This window comes from Haloferax sp. AS1, from assembly GCF_014530665.1.
Classification (GTDB): domain Archaea; phylum Halobacteriota; class Halobacteria; order Halobacteriales; family Haloferacaceae; genus Haloferax; species Haloferax volcanii.
Genome location: NZ_SPSA01000001.1, coordinates 342006 through 366407 on the forward strand (window position 1 = coordinate 342006; position 24402 = coordinate 366407).

The window sequence follows — 24402 nt, forward strand, 5'->3', positions numbered from 1 at the left end:
GACCATGAAGGAATACCAGACCATCACCGAAATCAGCGGCCCGCTGGTGTTCGCCGAGGTCGACGAGCCGATCGGTTACGACGAAATCGTCGAAATCGAGACGCCCCAAGGCGAGACCAAGCGCGGACAGGTCCTCGAATCCTCCGAGGGCCTCGTCGCGATTCAGGTGTTCGAAGGCACGACCGGTATCGACAGGAACGCGTCCGTCAAGTTCCTCGGCGAGACCCTCAAGATGCCCGTGACCGAGGACCTCCTCGGGCGCGTGCTCGACGGGTCCGGCCAGCCCATCGACGGCGGCCCCGAGATCGTCCCCGACGAGCGTCGGGACATCGTCGGCGCGGCAATCAACCCCTACTCCCGCGAGTACCCCGAGGAGTTCATCCAGACCGGTGTCTCCGCCATCGACGGCATGAACACCCTCGTCCGCGGTCAGAAGCTCCCCATCTTCTCCGCGTCGGGGCTTCCCCACAACGACCTCGCGCTCCAGATCGCCCGTCAGGCGACGGTGCCCGAGGACGAAGACAGCGGCGAAGAATCGGAGTTCGCAGTTGTCTTCGGCGCGATGGGTATCACGCAGGAAGAGGCCAACGAGTTCATGGAGGACTTCGAGCGCACGGGCGCACTCGAGCGCTCCGTCGTCTTCACGAACCTCGCGGACGACCCCGCAGTCGAGCGGACGGTCACGCCGCGACTCGCGCTGACGACCGCCGAGTACCTCGCGTTCGACAAGGACTACCACGTCCTCGTCATCCTGACCGACATGACCAACTACTGCGAGGCGCTCCGCGAAATCGGCGCGGCTCGTGAAGAGGTCCCCGGTCGCCGTGGCTACCCGGGGTACATGTACACTGACCTCGCACAGCTCTACGAGCGTGCGGGTCGTATCGAGGGACGCGAAGGGTCTGTCACGCAGATTCCCATCCTCACGATGCCGGGTGACGACGACACGCACCCGATTCCGGACCTGACCGGCTACATCACGGAAGGCCAGATCTACATCGACCGCGACCTCAACTCGCAGGGTATCCGCCCACCGATCAACCCGCTTCCGTCCTTGTCGCGTCTCATGGACGACGGTATCGGCGAGGGCCTCACCCGCGAGGACCACGCCGACGTGTCCGACCAGATGTACGCGGCGTATGCGGAGGGTGAAGACCTGCGCGACCTCGTGAACATCGTCGGTCGCGAGGCGCTGTCGGAGCGTGACAACAAGTACCTCGACTTCGCAGAGCGCTTCGAAGCCGAGTTCGTCAATCAGGGCTTCGACACGGACCGGTCCATCGAGGACACCCTCGACATCGGCTGGGACCTCCTGTCGACGCTTCCGAAGTCTGAGCTCAACCGTATCGACGAAGAGCTCATCGAGGACTACTACGACGAAGACGCCGAGTCGGTCGAAGCGGAAGCCTAGACCGCGGCGAACGCCGCGTTCGTCCCTCGGTTCGATTCTCCTCTTCTATTCGCGCGGTTCGTCCTCCGAGCCGCGCGGCCGCGCGTCGCCCGCGAGAACTTCCTTACGTCTCGGCCACGACGACTCCGCATGGACGCCACTTCGTCTCCCGCTCGCGTCCTCGCGGTCGTCGGTCCCGCCGTCGATCGGGAGCGACTCGTGGACGCACTCTCGCCGCTTTCGGTGTCGGTCGCCGAGTCCGTCGATGCGGCCGGTCGGCGCGCCGAGGCCGAACAGGCCGACTGCGTCGTGCTCGGGACTGACCGCCTCGCCGCCGTCGAAGCAGCTAACGGGGCAATCGCGGTCCCGCTGGTCGTCGTCGTCCCCACCGATGGCGACCTCTCGGCGGCGGCCGCCCGCGACGCCGGCGCGGCCGACGTGGTTCCGGTCGTCGATTCGAACCTCTTCGAGCGGCTCCCCGAGCGTATCGAGAGCGCCGTCGCGTGGCGTCGCCGCGGCGCGGCGGCCGCGAGCAAGATTACGGAGGACCTGAAGGAACAGGCGATAGACGAGGCTCCGGTCGGCATCACCATCGCGGACTGTTCGCTGCCCGACCGCCCGCTCGTCTACGTCAACGAGGCGTTCGAGACGATGACCGGCTACTCGGCGGACGCGGCGTTGGGGCGGAACTGCCGATATCTTCAGGGACCGAACACGGACCCCGAGCGAGTCGCCGAACTTCGCCGCGCCATCGAGGCCGAGGAGTCGGCGTCGGTCGAACTGCTGAACTACCGCGCGGACGGCGAGACGTTCTGGAACCGGGTCGATGTCGCGCCGCTGAGCGGGCCGGACGGCGAGGTGACCCACTACGTCGGCTTCCAGACCGACATCACAGAGCGCGTGCGCGCCGAGGCGGCCGCCGAGCGATATGCTGCCAGAGTCGATGAGGAGCGCGCGCGCCTCCAGACGCTCGTCGATCACATCGAGGGGTTGTTGGAGGACGTGACGAGCGCGCTCGTCCGCGCGGAGAGCAGACAGGAGCTTGAAGCCGCCGTCTGCGACCGGGTCACCGCCGCCGGCTCGTTCGACTGCGCGTGGGTCGGCCACTGCGACCTCTCGCCGGCGGTCATCGTCCCCAACGAGTGGGCCGGAACCGACACGGGGTTCCTCGACGGCCTCGAAATCGACCGGTCGAACTCAGACGACCCCACCGCTCGCGCCGCGGAGACGCGGACCGTCCAGTCGGCGGCCGTCGGCGACGGCAGCGTCTACGCCGAGACACTCGTCCCGTTCGGCTCCGTCATCGCGGTCCCGTTGGTCCACAGCGGGACGCTCTACGGCGTCTTGACGGTCTACACCGACGTTGCGAAACTCGACGACCAAGTCCGGGTGGTGTTTGGGACGCTCGGGAGAGCGGTCGGCGCGGCCATCGACGCCTTCGAGAGCCGGCGCTCCCTGCTGTCCGACGAGCGGCTCGAACTCGAACTCGACGTGCGCGACGAGAGCCAGCCGTTGGTCCGACTCGCCGTCGCGGGCGACTGCGAACTCTCGTATCGCGGTTCGGCCCAACACGACGACGGGACCGTGAGTCTGTTCGTCTCGACGCACCCCGCGACCGAGTTCGAGGAAGCCGACACCGACCTCGACGGCCTTCGAAGCGTCGACGTTCTCCCCCGCGGCGACGACGCGGAACTCTACGAGCTCACCTTCGACGACGGGTCGCTCCTTCACCTCGTCGCCGACGCGGGTGGGCGGCTCGTCGACCTCGAAGTAGACCGCCTCGGCTGTCGGCTCACGGTCATCATTTCCGACCGCGTGGCGGGCCGGGCGCTCCTCGACGACTTGCAGACGGTCGCGGCGAACGCCGAACTCCGCTCCGTCACGAACCGGTCGGAACCGCCGGAGGCGCGCCGCGAGTTCGTCGCGAGCGTCACCGACGACTTCACCGACCGACAGCAGTCGGCCCTCCAACTCGCCTACCTCGGCGGCTACTTCGAGTGGCCCCACGCCGTCACCGGCGAGGAACTCGCGGAGACGATGGGCGTCTCGCGGGCGACGTTCCACCAGCACCTGCACGCCGCGGAGCGCAAACTCATCTCCCGATTTTTCGACAGCGACCCATACTAGTCGGGCGGCTCCGGTTTTTTGACGGTCGCTCAACGGCTACCGCCTCCGGTGCGCCGACTTCAGCACCCGTGGCGACCTGCGGACTGAATCGCGGTCTCGACCTGCGGACGTGACACTTCCAAGCACGCCCGATTTCGCCCGGTCCGGCCGGCCAGACAGTAAAAGATTAACACCCCAGGCGAACAACCCCCGGCAACGATGGCCGAAGACGTCAAGCCGACCCGCAAGAACTTGATGGCGATCGAAGATCGCATCGAACTCTCCGAGCGGGGCCACGACACGCTCGAACAGAAGCGTGACGGGCTCATCATGGAGTTCATGGACATCCTCGACCAGGCCCAGGACGTGCGGGCCAACCTCAATCAGGACTACGAGCGCGCGCAGAACAAGATCAACATGGCCCGCGCCATGGAGGGCGACGTGGCGGTCCGCGGCGCGGCCTCCGCGCTGAAGGAGTACCCCGAAATCACGACGCAGTCGAAGAACATCATGGGTGTCGTCGTCCCGCAGATCGAGTCCTCGCGCGTGAAAAAGAGCCTCGACCAGCGCGGCTACGGACTCCTCGGCTCCTCGGCCCGCATCGACGAGGCCGCGGACGCCTACGAGGAACTCCTCGAATCCATCATCCTCGCGGCGGAGGTCGAGACGGCGATGAAGAAGATGCTCGAAGAGATCGAGACGACGAAGCGCCGCGTCAACGCGCTCGAATTCAAACTGCTCCCGGAGCTGTACGAGAACCAGGAGTACATCGAGCAGAAGCTCGAAGAACAGGAGCGCGAGGAGATTTTCCGCCTGAAGAAAATCAAGGCGAAGAAGGAAGAAGAAGAAAAGGAAGAACGCGCCGCGGAGAAGGCGGCGGCCGAAGCCGACGCGGACGCAGACGCGGAAACGGCGACCGCAGACTGACGGGGCCGCCTGTCTTCTCTCGACTCCTCTCTCGGTCGGGTCTCCGACCGTTTTTCATCCTATCGGCGCGTAGAGCGTCTCATGTCTTGTCCCGACTGCGACGGCGACCTCGCCGTCTTCGCGGTGCCGGAATCGCTCGAATCCCACGCGCCCGAGGCGGCGCTGACCGTCGGGTTGTGCGCCGACTGTCTCCGACTGCACTCGACCGAGGCACCGCCGAGCGACGGTGCGTCGCGGCCGCTCGCGGGCGCGCTTCCCGACGGCGACGCGGGCGCGGCGGTCGCGCTCCTCGTCGGTATGCTCGACTCGCTCGCGCTCAACCGCGCCGGTATCGTCGACTGCGTCGAGTTCGCCGAGCGATCCGGGACCGACGTGCACCTCACGCTCGACCGGCTCCAGCAGACGGCGACGGCCCCCCACTTCGACGTCGCTCGCCGGCAGCGCCAGTTGGACGCGTTTCTCTGAGTGCCGTCGCTCCGTGCCGTCGAACGCGTGGCGTGAAGACGCCGAGGAGGAGGTCGCTTAGACGCCGGTGGAGTACCGGAGGATGCCGGCGATGCCACCGAACGCGTCGTAGAGCTGTTCGCCTTTCTCGAAGTCGGTGCTGATGAACTTCGTCTCGGTGCCGCGCTGGTCCGCGAGGTCCATGAGCCACTCGATGACGTCCTCGCGGTCTTTCAGTTCGGCCTCCGAGCCGTCGTCGCACTCGTGGGTGGGCGTGTCGTGACGGTGGTCGACGAGCTCGTACTCCTCTTGGCCGCCACAGTCGTAGACGGCGATGTCCTTTCGGAGGTCCTCGGAGATGAGGAGGCGGTCGACCGACCCCATCACGAGGTTCTTGCGGGTCGCCTCGAACCCGTAGGTGGACTCGTTGCCGCGGTGGAGCTTCTCGAAGAACTCCTCCATCTGCTTTTTGTCCTTGATGACCTCTTGGTCGGCCAGCGCGTCCTGCCCGGCGTCGACGAGGTCGTAGAGGCCGGACTCGTCGGTGTAGGCCACGTCGAACTTCCCGACGACGAGGTCCTGCAGTTCGTGGTGGAGGTAGTCGCCGTCGAGGAACTCGTCTTTCGTCGGCGAGGGGCCGCCCACGAGGATGCCGTCCATGTCGTGGCGCTTGGGGACGAACAGGTCGTTGGCCATGCCGGCGACCTCCTGATAGAAGTTGTCGATGGCTTCGAGGCGGAGGCGGGCGAAACGCTGGGCGGACTGACCACCCTTTCGCTGCTTGCCGGGGACGAGCGACGAGGCGCTCTTGACCGGCTCGACGCGCTTGCCCTTGAGCCAGCCGACGTTGGCCTCGCGGCGGTCGAGGACGATGAGGCCGAACAGGCCCTTGTCCATGAGCATGTCTTCGAGCGGCCCGGTGAGGAAGTTCGAGTCGCAGTGGTACCGGAACGACTGAATCGGCTCCGGCGGGCTTTCGAGTACCTTGGTGACCATCGTCGTCTGGCCGCCGCCGGCGTCGACCGCGCCGGAGAACATCACGATGCCGTTGTCCGGCGGGAAGTTCCCGTAGTACCGGAGTCGGTCCTTGATGCTCGTCAGGGCGTCTTGGACGTTCGTTCGCGTCTGCTTCGATTTGATGTTAGACGCTTCGCTGTGCTCCGTGATGACGTGTTCGACCACGTCGGAAATCTGCTTGTCTTCGGGGATGTAGATGGTGACGAGCTGCGTTCCCGACCCTTCGTACTCTCGCAGGTCCTCGATGACCTTCTTGAATTCGTACTTTCGGCGGTCCTCGCTCGCCTCCTCGGCGTCGCTACTCATCACTCCACCTAGTCCCTCCAGCGGCTAAGTAACCTTTGACTGGGCACGTGCCGCGGTATCTCGACGCACGAGCGGCCGTCCGAACCGACGTGCGGAGACGAGCGCGGTCGGAGAACATTTATGTTGCTGTCACGGGTGGACTTCGACGTTGGAATTATGGCCCGGGTGTACGCAGTTGCCAGCGCGAAAGGCGGGGTTGGAAAGACGACGAGCACGGCCAACCTCGGGACGACGCTCGCGATGGCCGGTCACGACGTCGTCGTCGTCGACGGTGACCTCGGGATGCCGAACCTCGCCGGCGCGCTCGGCGTCGACCCCGACGGGGCGACGCTCCACGACGTGTTGACGGGCGAGGCGGCGGTCGAGACCGCCGTCTACGACGGACCGGCGGGACTCTCGGTGCTCCCCGGCTCGAACGCGCTCGAAGCGTTCGCGACGGCGAACGCCAAGGAGCTCGAACCGGTCATCTCGACGCTCGAAGCGAGCTACGACATCGTCATCATCGACACCGGTGCGGGGCTGAGCGACGACACGTTCGTCCCGCTGAAGCTCGCCGACGAGGTCATCCTGGTCTCCACGACGGAGCGCGAGGCGCTCGGTGACACGGAAAAGACCCGACAGCTCGCAGACCGCATCGGTGCCGACGTGGTCGGCGTCGTCCTCACGCGCGTCGACCAGTCGAAGCCGAACGCCGACGTGGTCGCTTCGCTCCTCGATACCGGCGTCATCGCTGTCGTCCCCGAGTCCCCGGCCATCCGCGAAGCGCTCAGCACGCGGGACCCGGTCGTCGTTCACTCGCCCGACAGCATCGCGACCGCGGGGTATCGCGCGCTCGCCGAGGCGCTCACCGGAACGCCGGTCCCGGTTCCGGGTCTGGACGACGAGGCGGACGAAGCGGACGCGACGGACGAGGCGGACGAGACGGACGAGGCGGACGAGACGGACGAGACGGACGAGACGGACGAACCGGCGGACGCCGCCGACCCGGAGCCCGACCCCGAACCTGCCCCCGACTCGGACTTCGTCGAGGACAGCGGTGGCGGGGTCGACGACGGAGCCGGTCCGGCGGCGACCCCGGACCTCGATTCGGGTTCGGACTCCGTGGCCGACCCCGACGCCGCCGCAGTCGCGGACGAAGGCCGGGCCACGGCGGACCCCGAACTCGAATCGGAGGCCGAACCGAACGTCGAAGCCGAACCCGAGGGAGAATCGACTGTCGAGACCGAACCGGAGGCGGAACCGAACGCCGAGACCGAACCGGAGCCAGCAGTCGATTCGGACACCGACGACGACCTCGCGGCGTCGATTCCGTTTTCCGCCAGCACCGTCGAGGAGCCGGACGACCCCGCGGAACCCGACCCTGCCGATGGCGCGGACGCGTCCGAGTCCGCCGCAGACCCCGCCGTGGACTCCGCGGTCGACCCCGGCGACGACGCGCCGGCCGACCCGTTGGCCGCCGACGCGTCCGACGACCCGGTACTCGCGGACTCCGACCCGGTCGGCGACGAGGAGTCCGACACCGACCCGCTGGCGGCTGACCTCGACGCGGTCACCCGCGGGACGCCGGCTGCTGACGAGGAGACGGTCGCCGTGGCCGACGACGAAGTCGTGTCGGACGTCGACGCCGACACCGACTCGGCGGACGCGGACCCGCTCGCGGAAGGCGCGGTCGCAGACGAGTCGCGCTCGGCGTCCTCGGCGTCGGTCGAGGGGGCGGACGCGCCCGGCGCGGACGAACCGCTCGTCGCGGAGGCCGAACCGGACGCGGCCGAGGCCGAATCGGACGCCACTGAGGCCGATCCGGACGCCGACGACTCACCCGAAGACGACGACGAGGAGGGCGTCTACACCACCTCGCTCGTCGAGGAGGTCGAGTCGTTCGACGACGACGAGCGCGACGAGAAGAAAAAGGGGTTCCTCAGTCGCTTCCTCGGCTAAACGGGAAGGTCTTTTACTCGCGTCTGCGGAATGCCCTCTATGGCAGAATCCGAGTCCGTTCCCTTCTGGTGGATAGTCCTGTTTCTCGTTCTCGCGCTCGGCAGCGGAGCCGCCGTCGTCTTCTCGGTCGGCGGGTCGCTCATCTCCGGGGCCGTCGCGCTCCCGTTTTTCTTCTGAACCGCTCGAAAAACGCCGTCACCGAGACACCCGATTCGCCCGCGGTCACATCGACTCGGGCGCTTCCACGCCCACGATAGCGAGCGCGTTCGCCACCGCGTTCCGCGAGGCTTCGACGAGCGCGAGTCGGGCCGCGCCGACCTCCTCGTCGGCGTCGAGCACGGGACACTCGCGGTAGAAGGTGTTGAACACCTCTGCGAGTTCGCGGGCGAACGTCGCCACGGTGTGGGGTTCGAGGTCGTCGGCCGCGGTTTCGACGACCGCGGGGAACCGCGCGATGGTCGCCAGCAGGTCGCGCTCGGCGTCGGTCGTCAGCACGGCGGGGTCGGCCTCGCTCGCGTCGAGGCCGGCGGCGGCCGCCTCGTCTGCGATGCCGCAACAGCGCGCGTGGACGTACTGGATGTACGGCGCGGACTGGGCCTCGAAGTTGAGCGCCTGGTCCCACTCGAAGGTGATGGTCTTCGTGGGCTGTTTGGAGACGATGTCGTAGCGGACCGCGCCGATGCCGACCTGCCGGGCGATGCGGTCGATGTCGGCCTCGTCGAGGTCGTCGTCGCGGGTGCGGCCTTCGAGGCGGGTCTCGACCTCGTCGCGGGCGCGGTCGATAGCCTCGTCGAGGAGGTCGTCGAGCATGACGCCCGTCCCCTTGCGGGTGGACATCGTCTCGCCGCCGGGGAGGTTGACCCACGAGTAGATGACGTTCTCCAGTTTGTCCACGTCGTTGCCGAGGATGTCGAGCGCGGCGCGGAGCTGGCCGGACTGGAGCTTGTGGTCCTCGCCGAGGACGGTCACGGCGCGGTCGTAGTTGTCGAACTTCCACTCGTGGTGGGCGAGGTCGCGCGTCGTGTACAGCGAGGTGTCGTCCGACCGGAGGAACACGAGGTTCTTCTCGAAGCCGTAATCGTCGAGTTCGAGCTGCCACGCGTCCTCCTCGTAGACGGCGTGGTCGGTCTCCTTGAGGCGCTCCGCGAGGTCGCGGGTGCTCCCGTCGAACATGAACCGCGTCTCCTTGACGAACTCGTCGAACTCCGCGGGGAGGCGTTCGAGGCACTCGCGCATGCCGCCGAGCACCTGGTCGACCACGGTCTCGACGCGGGCGTACGTCTCCTCGTCGCCCTCCTCGATGCCCTGGAGGATTTCGGTGATTTCGGCTTCGGCCCGTTCGACCTCCTCGGGGTCGGCCTCTTCGAGGAAGGCGTTGCCCTTGCGGTAGTAGCGGACGAGGTCGTACTCGACGCGCTCGCGGGCGGGTTCGCTTTCGAGGTCGTCCTCGTCGAACGTCTCGTAGGCCCACGTGAAGACGGCCATCTGGCGGCCGGCGTCGTTCACGTAGTAGTGGCGGTCGACGTCGTTGCCGGCGAAGTCGAGCAGGTTGGCGACGGCGTCGCCGATGACCGGGTTGCGGGTGCGGCCGACGTGGACCGGTCCGGTCGGGTTCGCGCTCGTGTGCTCGACGACGACGCTGTCGCCGGTCGCGGGGAGGCGACCGTACTCCTCGTCGGTCGCGGCGGATTCGAGGGTGTCGTCGTAGTAGGCGTCCGAAACGTGGAAGTTGACGTACGGCCCCTGCGTGTCGACCGCGGCGAGGTAGTCGTAGCCCTCGACGGAGAGTTCCTCGGCGATGTCGGCGGCGATTTTCGGCGGCGGCGCGCCGACGACCCCGGCGAGTCGGAAGGCGACGCTGGAGGCGAGCGTCGCGGGTACGTCCTCCGGCGGCTCCTCGACCCCGAGGTCGTCGGTGGGCAGGTCGAGCGACGAAAGCGCCGCAGAGAGCGCCGTCTCGACCTCCTCACGGAACTGTCTGAACATGTACGCGGATTCTCGATAGGCGGCTAAAGGCCTTTCCGAACCGTCCGGGCGACCGCGCCCCGCGCCGACCGGGGACGTTCGTTCCCCTCGGTTTTCGGGGGGGTCTTAGCGCAACCCGCGTGGATACCTTACTAGTAAGGTAGTAGTGGTATATCGCCCGGGGACGACGTTCAAACCACGGGGCGGCGACCCGCCGCTCTCACCACCCACCCATGAGTCAATGCAACCACTGCGATGCGTTCGTGTCGAACAACTTCGTCCGCGTCTTCGGTGACGAGGACGGCAACGTCTACGCGTGTCCCAGTTGCTCGGCGAACGCGGGTATCTCACAGGTCAGCTCCGAGCGGCGGGCGTCGTCGCTCTGAGGACGCCGTTCGGTCGTCGACCCGACGGATTCGGACGAATTCACGGATTCGGACGCGCGGAACCGCACCCGCGGTATCACTCCCTCGCTTCCCCACAGCGCCCCGTGTCGTACCCCACCGTTCCACGCGCCTCGGACCCGTTCGACGTCGCCCCAACTCGGCCCGACGTGCCCCGATTCGGTCCCGGTCCATCGCCCCCGGCCGCGGACCGCCACCCCGGCCGTGAGCCGCGCCCCACCGATTCCAACGGCTGACGCCCACTCGTCGAATCACGCGGTGCGGCCGCGCTTCGCCGGACCCATTCCTTCTCACCGCGGTAGACTGACCGACGGACTTACCCGTTCCCGATTGGAACTGTCGCGTATCTACGGCGGTTCCACCCCGCCGGTTCTCTCCCCGCCACTTGTCTCATTTTTGGAATGCATTCCACTTACGATACGCTTATGGGGCGCGCGTTCGAAGCCGGGAGTATGTCAGAATCGGCAGTCGCCGCGGCGGTCGGGTACGACGAGTTGGCCACGCTCAAGCTCGTCGCGCTCGACGGCGGGCGCTCCGGCCCGGTCAAGCTCTCCTGTTCCGGCGTCGCGAATCGACTCGACGTGTCGAACCAGACGGCCTCTCGCCGGCTTCAACGCCTCGAAGAGGCCGACTTCATCGACCGCGAGGTCGTCTCCGACGGCCAGTGGATAACCATCACCGACGCGGGCGAGTCCGCGCTCAGACAGGAGTACGCCGACTACCGACGCATCTTCGAGACGCCCTCCGTGGTCGTCCTCGAGGGCCAAGTCACCGGCGGGATGGGCGAGGGTCGCCACTACATCTCGCTTTCGGGCTACATGAAGCAGTTCAAAGACCGACTCGGCTACGAGCCGTTCCCCGGCACGCTGAACGTCCGCCTCGACGACGACGCGGTCCGCGCCCGCGCCGGGATGACCGCCCTCGACGCGGTTCCCATCGACGGCTGGGAGGACGACGAGCGCACCTTCGGCCCGGCGACGTGCTACGCCGCCTCCGTCGCGGTCGGCGGCGACTCCTACGAGCCGGTCCACATCATCGTCCCCGAGCGGACCCACCACGACGAGTCGCAACTGGAGATAATCGCGCCCGACAAGCTCCGCGACGAACTCGACCTCGACGACGGCGACGCGGTCACGGTCCGCGTCGAGGAGGCGGAGTACGAATGAGCCGAACCGCCGAGTCGACCGGCGACTTCGACGCCGTCTCGCGCGTCCTCGACGCCTTCCGCGCCGGCGAGCCGGTGCTCGTCCACGACTTCGACGACCGCGAGGGCGAGACCGACCTCGTCTACCCCGCGGGCGCGGTCGGTTCCGCCGACGTGGCCCGGATGCGCAACGACGCCGGCGGCCTCGTCTGCGTCGCCCTTCCGAACGACGTGTCGGAGTCCCTCGGTCTCCCGTTCATGGACGACGTGCTCGACCATCCGGCCGCGTCGTCTCACGACCTCGCGTACGACTCGCGGTCGTCGTTTTCCTTCACGGTGAACCACCGCGACTCCTTCACGGGCATCACCGACCGCGACCGCGCGATGACCATCTCTCGGCTCGCGCCCGTCGCCGAGGCCGCCCGCGCCGGCGAGTACGACGCCGACGACTTCGGCGGCGAGTTCCGCGCGCCCGGCCACGTCCACCTGCTCCGCGGCGCGCCGAACCTGCTTTCGGACCGCCAGGGCCACACCGAACTCGGCCTCGCCTTGGCCGACGAGGCGGGTATCTCGCCCGCAGTCGTCGTCTGCGAGATGCTCGACGACGAGACCGGCGCGGCGCTCCCGAAAGACGCCGCCCGCGACTACGCCGACCGACACGGCTTCGCCTTCGTCGACGGCGACGGCCTCATCGACGAACTCGTCTGAGCGACCGAGGGGTCGCCCGGATTCACCTTCTCACGCGCGCCCGTCGCGCCACGACCACGTCGGCTCCCACCCGAGCAGTCGCTTCGCCTTCTCGGTCGAGACGAGCGCTTCGTGGCCCGAAAGCGGCTCTCGGGTCTCCGCGTCGGGGTAGACCTCGCTGGCGAGCGTCGCAGATTCGACGGTCGTCGAGGTGTCGGCGGCCGCGGCCCAGAACACCTCGTGGCCCGCGAAGTCTGCTTCGAGCGCCCGGCGGACGAGTCGCGCGGCGTCCTCTCTGCCGAGGTACGAAAACAGCGTGTTGCGCGCGGTGTGGAAGTGCCCGGCGTCCCGAAGTCCCGACAGCGAGCGGTCGGCCTCGGCGAACGTTTGTCTCGCCTCCTCCTCGCTCGGCATCCACGGAAATCGGAGGCTGGCGACCGTCTCGGGGGCGTCGGCGCGGCGGACGAACCCCGCGGCGGTCTGTTCTGCGACGTACTTCCCGAGGCCGTAGGGGTTCGAGGGCGTCGCGCGGTGGCTCTCGTCCACCGGGAGGAAGTCGATTCGAGCGGGGTCGGGTTCGAAGCTTCCGCCGATGGCGCTCATGCTGGAGGCGACGACCACGCGGTCGATGCCGAGCGCGGCGGCGACTTCGAGGACGACGTAGGTCGATTGGACGTTGCTCTCGAAGACGCGGTGGCCGGGGTCGTTCGTCGGCGTCGAGATGGTTCCGAGGTGGACGACCGCGTCGGCGTCGCTGAGCGCCGCGGTGAGGTCGCCCGGGTCGAGCGCGCTCACGCGGTAGTCGTGGTCCGCGAGCGACGACTCGCTGTGTCGCGAGAGGTTCGTGACGGTGTAGCCGCTCGCGCGGAGGTGGGCGACGACGGTCGGCCCGAGGTTCCCGGTCCCGCCCGTGACGGCGACGGATTCGAGGCTCATACCCCGTCATGGCGGCCCGCGGACAAAACCGCCGGGGGCGTGGTAGTCGGGTCGTCATGATTTTAGAGGGGGCCGCCGAAGGCCACTACATGGGATTTGACGAGATGGATGTCTCGACGATCTGGCAGAGTGGAGAGTACAAGGACTGGGAGGACGCGACGGTGCACGTCCTCACCCACGGTCTCCACTACGGGACGGGCGTCTTCGAGGGGGTTCGCGCCTACGACACCGACCGCGGCCCGGCCATCTTCCGCTGGGAGGAGCACCTCGAACGGCTCTATCAGTCCGCGAAGCCTTACGACATGGAGATTCCCTACACGCGCGAGGAACTCACCGAGGCGACGCTGGAAGTCATCCGGCGCAACGACCTCGACGGCGGCTACATCCGCCCCATCGCCTTCTACGGCTACGACTCGCTCGGCGTCAGCCCCAAGGACAACCCGACCGAGGTCGCCATCGCGGCGTGGCCGTGGGGCACCTACCTCGGCGAGGACGCGCTCGAAAACGGCGTCGACGTGATGGTCTCGTCGTGGCGCAAGCACGCCTCCAGCCAGATTCCGACGAACGCCAAGACCACCGGGCTGTACGTGAACTCCATGCTCGCGGGCGAGGAAGCCCGCCGCAACGGCTACGTCGAGGCTATCGTCCTGAACAAGGAGGGCAACGTCGCCGAGGGTCCCGGCGAGAACATCTTCATGGTCCGCGACGGGAAAATCTACACGCCCGGCCTCTCCCAGAGCATCCTCGACGGCATCACCCGCGACACCGTCATCACGCTCGCCCGCGAGCGCGGCTACGAGGTCGACGACAGCGCGACTATCAGCCGCGGCGAACTCAACACGGCCGACGAGCTGTTCTTCACCGGCAGCGCCGCCGAAGTGACTCCCATCCGCAAGGTCGACAACGTCGTCATCGGTGAGGGCACCCGCGGCCCGGTCACGGAGGAGCTCCAGTCCGCCTTCTTCGACCTCGTGGAGCGCCGCACCGACGACCACGAAGAGTGGTTCACCTACGTCGACGAGCAGTAACCCGAGACGCCCGCGAAAACCAGTTTTTTTGCCGCGGTCCCGACGCGAGCCGATAGCGACGACGGCCGGCGCGCGAGCCTTACTCGTCGGCGGCGACCTGCCCGTCGCCGGACTCCTCGGTCACTTCGATGTCGAACTCGTCGACGGTTTCCTGTTCTGCGAACCCGGCCGAGAGGACGCGCGTGAGGGCCTCTTCGACCTTCTCGCCGGTTTCTTCGATATCCTCGGGGTCGACTTCCATCACGAACCCGGTGGTGATGTTCGGTGCGGTCGGCATGAAGACGACTTCCCGGCCGTCTTTGGTCGTCTTCCCCGTCTTGAACGCGGTCATGCGGATGCCCGGCCACGTTTCGAGACGGACCGGCTTCTGGAGGTCTTCGGTGCCGGTGAGCGCGGTTTCGACCGCGAGCTTAGAAGCGTTGTAGACGATTCGGACGAGCGGGACCTTGTTCATGGCGGCGTCGAGGCCGGATTCGAGCAGGCGGCCGGCCGTCGTCCGCATCAGGTAGCCGACCGAGAGGACTAACAGCAGGAAGATGATGATGGAGATGATAAATCCGAGCGCCTCCGAAAGCGGCGTCACCGTCCCGTCGGTGGAAAGAACTGTCGCAACGTACGGAATCGACGTGATTCCGTTATAAAAGAAGGCGAGGATGTACAGGATGACGATGAGCGGGACGAGGACTACGAGACCGCTGGCAAAATCGCGTCTCCACGAGGACATTGATATCGGGTACGTGAACCCGCGGGCATAAGGGGATTTCTAGTGTGGGACGAGAGACACGCCTCGCGCTTCGGCGCTCGCTCAGACGCCGACGACGGCGCGGAGCGCGAACAGCGCGTTTTCCTTGCGCTCGCGGACCCGGCGATAGAAGTAGGAGACCCACTTGTCGCCGTAGGGCGCGTACTGCCACACCTCGACGCCGTCGGCGGCGAGTTCGCGCTGGGCGTCCTCGCGCACGCCCATGAGCATCTGCACCTCGTAGTCGCGGTCGTACTCCGCGCCGAGGTCCCGGGCGTAGTCAATCATCTCGGGGTCGTGGCTCCCGACGGCGATGCCGCCGTCGTACTCCCGAAACAGGTACGCGAGGAGTTCCTTGTACGCCTCGTTCACCGCCGATTTCTGCTTGTGGGCGACCGCGGCCGGTTCGTCGTACGCGCCCTTGACGAGGCGGATCTTCCCCGGCACGTCGGCGAGGCGTTCGAGGTCGTCGGGCGTGCGCTTGAGGTTCGCCTGCACGCACAGTCCCATCCCGCCGTCGAACTCGCGGGCGAGCTCCTCGAAGGCGTCGAGGGTCACGTCGGTCGTCTCGTGGTCCTCCATGTCGCACCACAGGAAGACGCCGTGTTCGTCGGCCGCCTCGGCGATGCGCCGGTAGTTCTCCTCGAACACGTGGTCGCCCGCGTCGAGGCCGATTTGCGAGGGCTTGACCGACACGCAGGCGTCGATGCCGGTCGAGGCGATGTCCTCGACGAGGTCGACGTAGGCCGCCGCGTCCTCGTCCGCGGGGGCGCGCTCGGCGTAGTGCTCCCCGAGGAGGTTGAGGATGACCGCCACGCCGTCGTCGTTCATCCGTCGGGCGTGGTCGAGCGCTCCCGCCGCGGACTCTCCCGCGACGAACCTGCTCGCGATGGGCGGAATCATAATAAACGATTGCGACCGTCAGCTATTGAGGGTTATCATCGATTCGGACGCGAAATCGAACGACACCGTCGCCTCCCCCGGCGACGAACCGTCGGAACTTACAGTCCTCGCCGCCGACGGGTCGGTATGGTCGTCTCTCTCGTCGCCACCGCCTTCTGGGCGATGCTGCCCGCGTACGTGCCGAACAACGCCGCCGTCCTCGCGGGCGGCGGCCGCCCCATCGACGGCGGCCGAACGTGGGGCGGTCGGCGCGTCCTCGGGGACGGCAAGACGTGGCGCGGCACCGCCGCCGGGACGCTGGCCGGGACGCTCCTCGCCGTCGTCCTCAACGCCGCCGCGCCCGCGGCCTCGGGCGCGCTCGGCGTCTCGCTCCCGACGTTCCCGCTCGCCGCCGGGTTCGGACTCGCGCTCGGCGCGATGCTCGGTGACATCGGCGCGTCGTTCATCAAGCGTCGCTCGGGTCGCGAGCGCGGGGCCGCCTTCCCCGGCCTCGACCAACTCGACTTCGTCGTCGGCGCGCTCGCCCTCGCGTTCGTCGCCGCGCCCGGCTGGTTCGCGGCGACGTTCTCCCTGCCCGTGCTCGCGGTCGTGCTCGTGATGACGCCCGTGCTCCACGTCGTCACCAACGTCGGCGCGTACTTGCTGGGACTGAAAAACGAGCCGTGGTAATCCACGCGGTTACCGCTCACCCGAACCGTCCCGCTTAAGCGCCTCCCTGAACCCTCTCGAAACAAGATGGCGAACGCAGCACTCATCGAGGCGCTCCGAGCCGCCGACGCGGTCCAGTTCGGCGAGTTCGAGCTCTCCCACGGCGGCACGTCGAGCTACTACGTGGACAAGTACCTCTTCGAGACCGACCCCCGGTGTCTGAAGCTCATCGCCGAAGCGTTCGCAGAGCGCGTCGCGGACGACGACAAACTGGCCGGCGTCGCGCTCGGCGCGGTCCCGCTCGTGGCCGCCACCGCGGTCGAGACGAACAAGCCGTACGTCATCGCCCGCAAGAAGGCAAAGGAGTACGGGACGGCAAAGCGCATCGAGGGCGCGCTCGACGAGGGCGAGGAAGTCGTCGTCCTCGAAGACATCGCGACGACCGGCCAGAGCGCCGTCGACGCCGTGGAGGCGCTCCGCGAGGCCGGCGCGGTCGTCGACCGCGTCGTCGTCGTCGTGGACCGACAGGAGGGCGCGGCGGACCTGCTGGCCGACCACGACATCGCACTGGAGTCGCTTCTCACCGCCGAGGACCTGCTGGCCGACGCCGACGGCTAATACACGCTTGTGACTAATTCACTCGGAATCGGTAATCGAAGTATTCATTTTTGTGCAAGTACGAAGCCGGAGGCATGAACAGAGCAGAGAAGGCCGCACTCCAGTTGCAGGCTGTCTCCGTGCTCCGGATGCTCAAAGAGACCCGGACGTACGACGAGCTGGCCGAACTCACGGGACTGCCGGCCGGCGACCTCAACCGCTACGTCAACGGGCACGTCCTGCCCGGAGTCGAACGCGCCCGCGAGGTTGTCGAGGGCGTCGGCCGCGACGCGCTCGCAGACGAACTCGAAGCCCGCGTCAGATTCGACGACGAGGGCTACGTCGACAACTCCGGCGTCGTCTTCGACCAGTCGTTCCTCGACCTCGTCGCGCCCGTCGCGGCGAACGCGCTGGACCTCGAACGCCCCGACGTGATTTTGACCGCGGCGACCGACGGTATCACCCTCGGCGCGGCGATGGCGAGCTACTTCGGCGCGCGCCTCGCGTACGCGAAGAAGTCGAAAGAGACCGCCGTCGAGGACTTCATCGAATCCCGTCAGCGCCTCGCGTCCGGCATCGAACTCACCTACTACCTCCCCGCCAGCGCCATCGACGACGGCGAGCGCGTCCTCGTCGTGGACGACCTCATCCGCTCGGGCGAGACCCAGGAACTCCTCTTGGACATCGCCTTGCAGGCCGACGCCGACATCGCCGGCGTCTTCGCGCTCATCGCCGTCGGCGACGAGGGGACGAACCGCGCCCGCGAACTCACCGACGCGCCCGTCGGCGCGCTGAGCAGTTTCGACTGACGGCTCAGGGACCCGCCGAAAAACTGTTCTGAACTGCTCAGTTCAATCACAGGTGACGTAGAAATAGGCACTTCTGTGCCGTTCGTTCACGTCGAATGGGTCGTTTAACCCACGTTCGTGGGTATATCCGCCCGTCAGGATGGTAATGCTTATGTGTGGAATCCTGGGTATGCTTAGTCGTGCATCATGGGGCTCTCTGAAACCCTCGCAAACTACTTCGACGTGCATAAACACGGGTCCACGGTCAGGACCGAGATTCTCGCGGGCATCACGACGTTCCTCACGATGTCGTACATCGTCGTCGTCAACCCGTCGCTTCTCACAGACCAACCGTACATCGAGGGCGTCGACGGCATCGCCATCGCCGGCTACACGCCGGGCGAGGTCCAGTCGATGCTCGCCGTCGTCACCATCATCGCGGCCGCCATCGCGACCACGATTATGGCGTTCTACGCCAACCGACCCTTCGCGCAAGCGCCGGGGCTTGGCCTGAACGCCTTCTTCGCGTTCACCGTCGTCGGGGCGCTGGGCGTCCCGTGGCAGACGGCGCTCGCGGCCGTCTTCGTCGAGGGGCTCATCTTCATCGCGCTCACCGCCGTCGGCGCGCGGGAAGCCATCATCAAGGTGTTCCCCGAACCGGTCAAGATGGCCGTGGGCACCGGTATCGGGCTGTTCTTAGCGATTATCGGGTTGCAGGCGATGGGCATCGTCGTCAACGACAACTCGACGCTCGTCACGATGGGGAACCTCGCGTCGAACCCCATCGCCATCGTCTCCATCGTCGGCCTGTTCTTCACGTTCGCCCTCTACGCGGCGAACGTCCCCGGCTCTATCATCATCGGCATCGTCGGCACGTCGCTTCTCGGCTGGGGCCTCACCGCCTCGGGCGTCGTCTCGGCCGAGGCCGGCCTCGTCGCCAACTCCTCGGCGGCCACCTACGACATCACGCCGCTGGCCGGCGCGTTCATCTCCGGCTTCGGCAACGTCGAAGCGTTCAGCTTCGCCCTCATCGTCATCACGTTCTTCTTCGTCGACTTCTTCGACACCGCCGGCACGCTCGTCGGCGTCGGGCAGGCCGGGGGCTTCCTCAACGACGACGGTGACCTCCCCGACATCGACAAGCCCCTCATGGCCGACGCGGTCGGCACCACCGCGGGCGCGATGCTCGGCACCTCGACGGTCACGACCTACATCGAGTCCGCCACCGGCGTCGAAGAGGGCGGCCGAACGGGCCTCACCGCGCTCGTCGTCGCCCTCCTGTTCCTCGGCTCGCTCGCCATCGTCCCGCTCGCGACGGCTATCCCGCAGTACGCCTCCCACATCGCGCTCGTCGTCATCGGCGTCGTCATGCTCCGCAACGTCGTCGACATCGAGTGGGACGACCTGACGTTCACCATCCCCGCCGGCATGACCATCCTCGTCATGCCCTTCACGTACTCCATCGCGTACGGCATCGCGGCGGGCATCGTCTCGTACCCGCTCGTGAAGGTCGCCGCCGGCGAGTACGACGACGTCAGCGCCGGCCAGTGGGCGCTCGCGGTCGCGTTCGTCCTCTACTTCGTCGTCCGCACCTCGGGGATGCTCCAGGCGCAGGTCTGACCGCGCCGACGACTCTCTCGTCGCGCTGATTTTCTCACGACCTAATCGGATTCATAAAGTATTGAACAACCCCGGTGCTAACCCACTCCGTATGAATATTCCCAACGAACGGCTCGCCCTCCGCGGAGCCGTGTTCCTCCTCATTATCGGCCTTCTCGCTCCTTCGGCCGTCTCTGCCGTGACGTACGACCCCGGGCAGCAGACGAGCCTCCAACCGGGAACCGTCACCAGCCCCGCCAACGGGTCGACGATTGTGAGCGTCCAAGGCTACACTTTCCAGGGCAACACGAACCCGAAGAAACCCGCTCGGGTCGTCTCGGTCGGTGAACGCGGGAGCCTCCAGTGGACGTACGACGACTCGGTCAACGGGAACGCGTGGTTCTTCGACGTCGACCCGCTCCCGAACGGGAACCTGCTCGTCTCGTCGCCGCGCGGGACCGACACCGTCGTCTTCGAACTCGACCCGGACACCCGCGAACGCGTCTGGGAACAGCGCTTCGACATGGAGGACACCCACGACGTTGACGCCTTCGGCGAGGACGAACTCCTCATCGCCAACATGCGCGAGTGGAACGACTCCGCCGGCGTCAGCGAGGACCGCATCGTGGTGTACAACCGGACGACCGACGAAATAACGTGGGAGTGGTACTTCAAGAACCACTTCCCAGCCGACACCGACGGCGGCTACAACGCCGACTGGAGCCACGTCAACGACGTGGACTACATCGGCGACGGTCGGCTCCTGTTGTCGCCGCGAAACTTCGACCAGGCAATCGTCGTCGACATGGAGTCGAAAGACATCGTCGAGCGCCTCGGCACCGACGACGACTACGACGTACTCAACGAACAGCACAATCCCGACTGGCTGGTCAGCGAGAACGGCACCCCGACCATGCTCGTCGCCGACAGCGGGAACAACCGCGTCGTCGAGTACGCGAAAGAAGACGGCGAGTGGGTCCGGACGTGGTCCGTCGGAAAGAACACGCTCAACTGGCCGCGCGACGCCGACCGCCTCCCCAACGGCAACACGCTCATCGTCGACACGCTCAACCACCGAGTGATAGAGGTCACGCCAACCGGCGAGGTCGTCTGGGAGTACTACGCGACGTGGGGGCCGTACGACGCCGAGCGCGTCGCCCACGGCGACGAGTCCTCGGGGCCGACGATTCGGGACCTGAACGCCAGCGGTTCGTACCCCATCACCGGGAGCGCGAACATCACCGCGGGCGGAGACGGGAGCGTCGGCTTCGTCTCGCGGGTTCAGTCGACGTTCGCCGGGACGCCGCTCGAAGAGCCGATGAGCGGGCTTTCGACGCGACTGTCGCACGTCCTGCCGTGGCTCCGCCCGGTGTGGATGACGCCGTGGGACCTGTTTTGGGCGGCGTGCGCGGTCGGCGTCGGGCTCACCGCGACCGCCGGCGAACTGTATCTGATGCGTCAGCGACTACTCGACGCGGTCCGCGGGCTGTTCGGGAGATAACGCTGACCCCGCGGCCGACCCCGCGGCGCGCCTTTCGGGGTCGTGTGGTTCGATTGCAGAAGACCATGGCACTCATTAGCCGCGGCTCCATACCCCAGGCTGATGTCCGACCTCATCCTCTACGAACTGCAAGGCTGTCCGTACTGCGCGAAGGTGAAGGACAAACTCGCCGACCTCGACCTCGAATACGAGTCGCGGATGGTCCCCAGCGCTCACGCCGAGCGCGAGGAAGTCGAAGAGGTAAGCGGCCAGACCGGCGTCCCCGTCCTCGTCGACGAGGAACACGGCGTCGAGGGGATGCCCGAGAGCGACGATATCGTCGACTACCTCGAAGAGACCTACGGCTCGGCGGCGTAAGCGCGACCGTCACTGATTTTTCCGCCGGCAGTACAGCTCGCCGCGCACCCCGCGACGATTAGCTCTCGGCGGGGTCGCGGGTCCGCTCGCGAATCAGGTCGCGAATCTCGTCGGGGTCGTCGATGGCGGCGAGTTCCTCACAGCTGACGATGCCGGTGCCGTCGACCGACTCGCGCTTCTGCTGTTCCTCGACGAAGTAGACGGAGCGCGTCCGCGTGATTTCGCCGAGCGACGACATGATTTGGGCGCGCTTCTCGGCACTTCGAGTGAACGGCGAGTGTCCGGTGAGGACGTTCGTCTCCTTTTTCCGCCCGGCGTCTTCGCTGACGGCCTTGAACGGCGCGCGGGCGGTCGGATGGACGGTGAAGCCGGCGCGCGTCAGCACCGACAGGACGTGTTCGTCGTCGGGGTCCACGTCGGGGTCGTCGGGCGTCGGCTCGGCGTCGCGCACGTCCTCCGCGCCCGTGAGCACGTCGACCGGGTTCGAGAAGGGGCGGTCGAACAGCTCTTCGAGGTGAATCGCCACTTCGATGCTCGCGTTCATGCCGTTTTCGTACTTCGAGACGGTGCGCCGCGAGACGCCGAGTTCGGTCGCGAGCTGCCCGAGGCTCCATCCGCGCTCCTGCCGCTCTTCGGCGAGCACGTCGCCGTCGAGGCTCACGTACAGTCCGCCGGGGGCGGCGTAGATGAGCGGGGGAACCTCCTCGACGAACAGGTCCATGGCGGTGTCGGGGTTCAACACCGGCACGCCGTGGCGGAAGTAGACGACGCCGGGTTTGAGGTCCTCGTCTCGGGTTCGAAGCCCGACGACCAACGGCGTGGCGTCGAGATACGAGCCGAGGCGTCGCATCTCCGAGCCGGTGACGCCGTCGAACGCGTCGATGTTCCCCAGTATCTTGAGGAGCAACAGGTCCTCGCCCCTCCGAGCGGCGAGGTCGAAGCTCTTCGGCCGGATGGCGATGCGGTCGCTCACGACGAAGCCCGCGTCTTGGAGCATCGCGGCGACATTACCAACCAGCGCTGACCGGGACATAGGGGGCAATAAGCGATTCGGCCCATAAAGCGTTTTCCCCGATACCGCCGCCCTCGCCGTGGTATCTCCCTTCTCGATGCCGCATTTATATAGCCGTAATCGACCCGAAAGGCGTTACTGCGCCGTCCGGCAATCTCCGCGTATGACCGTCATCGGCCTCGACGACACCGACTCCCGCACCCTCGGGATGTGTACGACCTATCTGGCGACGCTCGTCGCCGAGGCCGTCGAGGCGCGCGGCGGGACCGTCGAGCGGCGACTCCTCGTCCGGCTGAACCCGGCGGTCGAGCACAAGACCCGCGGGAACGCGGCGCTGGCGATTCACACCGACCTCCCCGCGGGCGCGGCGTTCGACCTCGCCCGCGAGGAACTCGACCGCTGGGCCGTCCTCGACGACGACCGGACCAGCCCGGGTGTCGTCGTCGCGCCGGGGTCTCCCGACACGGTTTCGACCGCCGTCGCCGACTTCGCCCGCGACGCCGTCCGCGACTTCCACGACCTCGACGACGCGGTCGCCCTCGCGGAGCGTTCCGGCTTCTTGACCGAGGGGTGGCACGGCGGCCGGGGCCGCATCGGCGCGCTCGCGGCCGTCGGCGCGTGGGCCGCCTTCGACGAGTGGACCTACGAACACATCTCTTACCGCGAGTTTCACCGCTGCGGGACGCCCCGCGAGGTCGACGTCGACTCCGTCTTCGACGCCGCCGACGCGGCGTATCCCGACGCGTGGGACACTGTGGACCGCGAGGAGGGCGAAGCCGTCTGCGTGCCGAACGCGCCGGGACCGATTCTCCACGGCATCCGCGGCGACGACGCCGACACCGTCCGGGAGGTCGCCGCCGCCATCGACTCGGAACCCGTCGACCGCTCGGCGACGTTTCGCACGAATCAGGGGACCGACGCCCACCTCCGGGACGGCGTCGTCTCGGACCTCCGCGACGGCCGCGCCTACCGCGTCGCCGGCACCGTCGCCTCCGAACCGGAGACTCGACGGGGTGGCCACGTCTTTTTCGACCTCGAAGCCGGCGACGCGGTGGTCGCTGTCGCCGCCTTCGAACCGACGAAGCGCTTCCGAAACCGGGTGCGGGCGCTCCGCGTCGGCGACGCGGTCACCGCCTGCGGCGAGGTCGGAGACGGCACGCTCAAACTGGAGAAGTTCGCGGTCCGCGACCTCGTGCGGACGGAACCCGGGACGCCCGTCTGCCCCGACTGCGGGCGGACGATGAAAAGCGCGGGACGGAATCAGGGCTACCGGTGCCGCGACTGCGGGACCGACGCACCCGGCAAAGTCGAGCGGGCGGTCGACCGCGACCTCGAACCCGGCTGGTACGAGGTGCCGCCGTGCGCCCGCCGACACATCGCTAAGCCGCTCGTTCGCGGCGGCTTCGACGCGGCGACGCACCCGGAGCGCTGAGGTCGCGGCTCGCGTGTTCGGCGCTCAGTCCTGAACCACCAGCACGTTCGTGTTCTCGCGGCGGTCGACGAACGACTCCCCGGCGGGCGGTTTCACGTCCACGATGAGCGTTCCGTCCTCGCGGTTCGCGCCGAGTTCGGCGTCAACGTTGACAGTCGCAGACCCGCCGTCATCGCTTTTCGCCGTCGCCACGCCGTCGATTTCGGCGGTCCCCGATTTCACGATGACTGTCGCGCCCTCCACGGGGTTCCCCTCGTGGTCGACGACGGTGAAGTCCAGCGCCTGTTCGCCGGGGCCGACCACGTCCGGCGTCGGCTTCACGTCGAGTTCCGAGGTGGCGAGCCCCTGCACCCCGGAGAGCATGTTGAGCATGACGCTCATGCTGGCGACGCCGACGACGAGAGCGACGACGAGACGAACTGGCAGTCCTTCGATAGCGCGCGTGTCTGACCGGAACATATCGAGCATGGACCGTCTGGCCGCGGGTTCGTATATAAATCCTCGTCCGGGGGTTCAAGTCGCATCGCGCGG

24 protein-coding genes are annotated in these 24402 nt (G+C 67.3%); 17 read left to right on the top strand and 7 right to left on the bottom strand.

Going from position 1 to position 24402, the window contains the following annotated elements; all coding sequences use genetic code 11:
• Positions 1 to 4: 4 nt before the first annotated feature.
• From E4P24_RS01805 to E4P24_RS01820, 4 genes are all read left to right on the top strand, one after another.
• Positions 5 to 1411, top strand: coding sequence for an ATP synthase subunit B (locus E4P24_RS01805; protein ID WP_188148022.1), 1407 nt, complete (start codon positions 5 to 7; stop codon positions 1409 to 1411).
• A gap of 129 nt (positions 1412 to 1540) precedes the next feature.
• Positions 1541 to 3517: a bacterio-opsin activator domain-containing protein gene (locus tag E4P24_RS01810; RefSeq protein ID WP_188148023.1), complete on the top strand. Its 1977-nt coding sequence runs from the start codon at positions 1541 to 1543 to the stop codon at positions 3515 to 3517.
• A gap of 198 nt (positions 3518 to 3715) precedes the next feature.
• Positions 3716 to 4423 (top strand): V-type ATP synthase subunit D, encoded by a 708-nt coding sequence (locus E4P24_RS01815; RefSeq protein WP_163488493.1) that lies wholly within the window; start codon positions 3716 to 3718, stop codon positions 4421 to 4423.
• 81 nt (positions 4424 to 4504) lie between these two features.
• Positions 4505 to 4888 carry a DUF6276 family protein gene (locus tag E4P24_RS01820; protein WP_188148024.1) on the top strand — a complete coding sequence of 128 codons (384 nt, stop codon included), beginning with the start codon at positions 4505 to 4507 and terminating at the stop codon, positions 4886 to 4888.
• Between the two features lie 57 nt (positions 4889 to 4945).
• Here the strand turns inward: E4P24_RS01820 and prf1 are convergent, their stop codons facing one another.
• On the bottom strand, positions 4946 to 6190 hold the full coding sequence (gene prf1, locus E4P24_RS01825; protein WP_004044602.1) for a peptide chain release factor aRF-1: 1245 nt from the start codon (positions 6188 to 6190) through the stop codon (positions 4946 to 4948).
• A gap of 156 nt (positions 6191 to 6346) precedes the next feature.
• Here prf1 and minD point away from each other — a divergent pair, with 156 nt between their 5' ends.
• Positions 6347 to 8128, top strand: a complete 1782-nt coding sequence (minD, locus tag E4P24_RS01830) for a cell division ATPase MinD (protein ID WP_188148025.1) — start codon at positions 6347 to 6349, stop codon at positions 8126 to 8128.
• Positions 8129 to 8167: 39 nt separating this feature from the next.
• Positions 8168 to 8305, top strand: a complete 138-nt coding sequence (locus tag E4P24_RS01835) for a hypothetical protein (protein WP_004065378.1) — start codon at positions 8168 to 8170, stop codon at positions 8303 to 8305.
• A gap of 45 nt (positions 8306 to 8350) precedes the next feature.
• Here the strand turns inward: E4P24_RS01835 and argS are convergent, their stop codons facing one another.
• The gene (argS, locus tag E4P24_RS01840; protein WP_115802105.1) at positions 8351 to 10114 is read right to left on the bottom strand and encodes an arginine--tRNA ligase; all 1764 of its coding nucleotides are present in this window, start codon (positions 10112 to 10114) and stop codon (positions 8351 to 8353) included.
• A gap of 212 nt (positions 10115 to 10326) precedes the next feature.
• On the opposite strand from argS, the gene E4P24_RS18945 reads away from it, so the two are divergent.
• From E4P24_RS18945 to ribB, 3 genes are all read left to right on the top strand, one after another.
• On the top strand, positions 10327 to 10479 hold the full coding sequence (locus E4P24_RS18945) for a hypothetical protein (protein WP_008577007.1): 153 nt from the start codon (positions 10327 to 10329) through the stop codon (positions 10477 to 10479).
• Positions 10480 to 10922: 443 nt separating this feature from the next.
• The gene (locus E4P24_RS01845) at positions 10923 to 11663 is read left to right on the top strand and encodes a DUF120 domain-containing protein (protein WP_188148026.1); all 741 of its coding nucleotides are present in this window, start codon (positions 10923 to 10925) and stop codon (positions 11661 to 11663) included.
• Entirely contained in the window at positions 11660 to 12349 is a 690-nt protein-coding gene (gene ribB, locus E4P24_RS01850) for a 3,4-dihydroxy-2-butanone-4-phosphate synthase (RefSeq protein ID WP_004044596.1), read from the top strand. The genes E4P24_RS01845 and ribB overlap by 4 nt, the downstream gene beginning before the upstream one ends.
• Positions 12350 to 12379: 30 nt before the next feature.
• Here the strand turns inward: ribB and E4P24_RS01855 are convergent, their stop codons facing one another.
• On the bottom strand, positions 12380 to 13264 hold the full coding sequence (locus E4P24_RS01855; protein ID WP_188148027.1) for an NAD(P)-dependent oxidoreductase: 885 nt from the start codon (positions 13262 to 13264) through the stop codon (positions 12380 to 12382).
• An 89-nt stretch (positions 13265 to 13353) separates the two neighbouring features.
• Here E4P24_RS01855 and E4P24_RS01860 point away from each other — a divergent pair, with 89 nt between their 5' ends.
• Positions 13354 to 14292, top strand: a complete 939-nt coding sequence (locus E4P24_RS01860; RefSeq protein ID WP_004044594.1) for a branched-chain amino acid transaminase — start codon at positions 13354 to 13356, stop codon at positions 14290 to 14292.
• A 79-nt stretch (positions 14293 to 14371) separates the two neighbouring features.
• Here the strand turns inward: E4P24_RS01860 and E4P24_RS01865 are convergent, their stop codons facing one another.
• The gene (locus E4P24_RS01865; RefSeq protein ID WP_008605695.1) at positions 14372 to 15016 is read right to left on the bottom strand and encodes a DUF502 domain-containing protein; all 645 of its coding nucleotides are present in this window, start codon (positions 15014 to 15016) and stop codon (positions 14372 to 14374) included.
• 81 nt (positions 15017 to 15097) lie between these two features.
• A complete protein-coding gene (locus E4P24_RS01870; protein WP_004065353.1) occupies positions 15098 to 15937 on the bottom strand; it encodes a proline dehydrogenase family protein in 840 nt (279 codons plus the stop codon).
• A 126-nt stretch (positions 15938 to 16063) separates the two neighbouring features.
• Between E4P24_RS01870 and E4P24_RS01875 the strand changes: the two genes are divergently transcribed.
• The 6 genes from E4P24_RS01875 (at position 16064) to E4P24_RS01900 (ending at position 21427) form a co-directional block, all read left to right on the top strand.
• The gene (locus tag E4P24_RS01875; protein WP_004044591.1) at positions 16064 to 16606 is read left to right on the top strand and encodes a CDP-2,3-bis-(O-geranylgeranyl)-sn-glycerol synthase; all 543 of its coding nucleotides are present in this window, start codon (positions 16064 to 16066) and stop codon (positions 16604 to 16606) included.
• Positions 16607 to 16672: 66 nt separating this feature from the next.
• On the top strand, positions 16673 to 17203 hold the full coding sequence (gene pyrE / locus E4P24_RS01880) for an orotate phosphoribosyltransferase (protein WP_115802110.1): 531 nt from the start codon (positions 16673 to 16675) through the stop codon (positions 17201 to 17203).
• A 74-nt stretch (positions 17204 to 17277) separates the two neighbouring features.
• Complete coding sequence (locus tag E4P24_RS01885) at positions 17278 to 17991, top strand: phosphoribosyltransferase family protein (RefSeq protein WP_004044587.1); 714 nt, start codon at positions 17278 to 17280, stop codon at positions 17989 to 17991.
• A gap of 186 nt (positions 17992 to 18177) precedes the next feature.
• Positions 18178 to 19590, top strand: a complete 1413-nt coding sequence (locus tag E4P24_RS01890) for an NCS2 family permease (protein ID WP_004065350.1) — start codon at positions 18178 to 18180, stop codon at positions 19588 to 19590.
• Positions 19591 to 19681: 91 nt separating this feature from the next.
• Entirely contained in the window at positions 19682 to 21070 is a 1389-nt protein-coding gene (locus tag E4P24_RS01895; RefSeq protein WP_004065348.1) for an aryl-sulfate sulfotransferase, read from the top strand.
• Positions 21071 to 21172: 102 nt separating this feature from the next.
• Positions 21173 to 21427 (top strand): glutathione S-transferase N-terminal domain-containing protein, encoded by a 255-nt coding sequence (locus E4P24_RS01900; protein ID WP_004065346.1) that lies wholly within the window; start codon positions 21173 to 21175, stop codon positions 21425 to 21427.
• Positions 21428 to 21485: 58 nt separating this feature from the next.
• Here E4P24_RS01900 and E4P24_RS01905 read toward each other — a convergent pair whose 3' ends face one another.
• Positions 21486 to 22460, bottom strand: a complete 975-nt coding sequence (locus E4P24_RS01905; RefSeq protein ID WP_004044583.1) for a transcriptional regulator — start codon at positions 22458 to 22460, stop codon at positions 21486 to 21488.
• Positions 22461 to 22602: 142 nt separating this feature from the next.
• Here E4P24_RS01905 and E4P24_RS01910 point away from each other — a divergent pair, with 142 nt between their 5' ends.
• Positions 22603 to 23871 carry a tRNA(Ile)(2)-agmatinylcytidine synthase gene (locus E4P24_RS01910; RefSeq protein ID WP_188148028.1) on the top strand — a complete coding sequence of 423 codons (1269 nt, stop codon included), beginning with the start codon at positions 22603 to 22605 and terminating at the stop codon, positions 23869 to 23871.
• Between the two features lie 24 nt (positions 23872 to 23895).
• Here the strand turns inward: E4P24_RS01910 and E4P24_RS01915 are convergent, their stop codons facing one another.
• Positions 23896 to 24339, bottom strand: a complete 444-nt coding sequence (locus E4P24_RS01915) for a hypothetical protein (protein ID WP_004065344.1) — start codon at positions 24337 to 24339, stop codon at positions 23896 to 23898.
• Between the last annotated feature and the right edge of the window lie 63 nt (positions 24340 to 24402).

Excerpts from the sequence above, each read along its gene's own strand:
- minD (WP_188148025.1), top strand. The coding sequence starts at position 6,347 with ATGGCCCGGGTGTACGCAGTTGCCAGCGCGAAAGGCGGGGTTGGAAAG.
- prf1 (WP_004044602.1), bottom strand. The coding sequence starts at position 6,190 with ATGAGTAGCGACGCCGAGGAGGCGAGCGAGGACCGCCGAAAGTACGAA.
- E4P24_RS01815 (WP_163488493.1), top strand. The coding sequence starts at position 3,716 with ATGGCCGAAGACGTCAAGCCGACCCGCAAGAACTTGATGGCGATCGAA.
- E4P24_RS01820 (WP_188148024.1), top strand. The coding sequence starts at position 4,505 with ATGTCTTGTCCCGACTGCGACGGCGACCTCGCCGTCTTCGCGGTGCCG.
- E4P24_RS01855 (WP_188148027.1), bottom strand. The coding sequence starts at position 13,264 with ATGAGCCTCGAATCCGTCGCCGTCACGGGCGGGACCGGGAACCTCGGG.
- E4P24_RS01810 (WP_188148023.1), top strand. The coding sequence starts at position 1,541 with ATGGACGCCACTTCGTCTCCCGCTCGCGTCCTCGCGGTCGTCGGTCCC.
- E4P24_RS01835 (WP_004065378.1), top strand. The coding sequence starts at position 8,168 with ATGGCAGAATCCGAGTCCGTTCCCTTCTGGTGGATAGTCCTGTTTCTC.
- E4P24_RS01905 (WP_004044583.1), bottom strand. The coding sequence starts at position 22,460 with ATGTCCCGGTCAGCGCTGGTTGGTAATGTCGCCGCGATGCTCCAAGAC.
- E4P24_RS01910 (WP_188148028.1), top strand. The coding sequence starts at position 22,603 with ATGACCGTCATCGGCCTCGACGACACCGACTCCCGCACCCTCGGGATG.
- E4P24_RS01860 (WP_004044594.1), top strand. The coding sequence starts at position 13,354 with ATGGGATTTGACGAGATGGATGTCTCGACGATCTGGCAGAGTGGAGAG.
- E4P24_RS01865 (WP_008605695.1), bottom strand. The coding sequence starts at position 15,016 with ATGTCCTCGTGGAGACGCGATTTTGCCAGCGGTCTCGTAGTCCTCGTC.
- argS (WP_115802105.1), bottom strand. The coding sequence starts at position 10,114 with ATGTTCAGACAGTTCCGTGAGGAGGTCGAGACGGCGCTCTCTGCGGCG.
- E4P24_RS01875 (WP_004044591.1), top strand. The coding sequence starts at position 16,064 with ATGGTCGTCTCTCTCGTCGCCACCGCCTTCTGGGCGATGCTGCCCGCG.
- E4P24_RS01845 (WP_188148026.1), top strand. The coding sequence starts at position 10,923 with ATGGGGCGCGCGTTCGAAGCCGGGAGTATGTCAGAATCGGCAGTCGCC.
- E4P24_RS01870 (WP_004065353.1), bottom strand. The coding sequence starts at position 15,937 with ATGATTCCGCCCATCGCGAGCAGGTTCGTCGCGGGAGAGTCCGCGGCG.
- E4P24_RS01915 (WP_004065344.1), bottom strand. The coding sequence starts at position 24,339 with ATGCTCGATATGTTCCGGTCAGACACGCGCGCTATCGAAGGACTGCCA.
- E4P24_RS01890 (WP_004065350.1), top strand. The coding sequence starts at position 18,178 with ATGGGGCTCTCTGAAACCCTCGCAAACTACTTCGACGTGCATAAACAC.
- E4P24_RS01895 (WP_004065348.1), top strand. The coding sequence starts at position 19,682 with ATGAATATTCCCAACGAACGGCTCGCCCTCCGCGGAGCCGTGTTCCTC.
- E4P24_RS18945 (WP_008577007.1), top strand. The coding sequence starts at position 10,327 with ATGAGTCAATGCAACCACTGCGATGCGTTCGTGTCGAACAACTTCGTC.
- E4P24_RS01885 (WP_004044587.1), top strand. The coding sequence starts at position 17,278 with ATGAACAGAGCAGAGAAGGCCGCACTCCAGTTGCAGGCTGTCTCCGTG.
- E4P24_RS01805 (WP_188148022.1), top strand. The coding sequence starts at position 5 with ATGAAGGAATACCAGACCATCACCGAAATCAGCGGCCCGCTGGTGTTC.
- pyrE (WP_115802110.1), top strand. The coding sequence starts at position 16,673 with ATGGCGAACGCAGCACTCATCGAGGCGCTCCGAGCCGCCGACGCGGTC.
- ribB (WP_004044596.1), top strand. The coding sequence starts at position 11,660 with ATGAGCCGAACCGCCGAGTCGACCGGCGACTTCGACGCCGTCTCGCGC.
- E4P24_RS01900 (WP_004065346.1), top strand. The coding sequence starts at position 21,173 with ATGTCCGACCTCATCCTCTACGAACTGCAAGGCTGTCCGTACTGCGCG.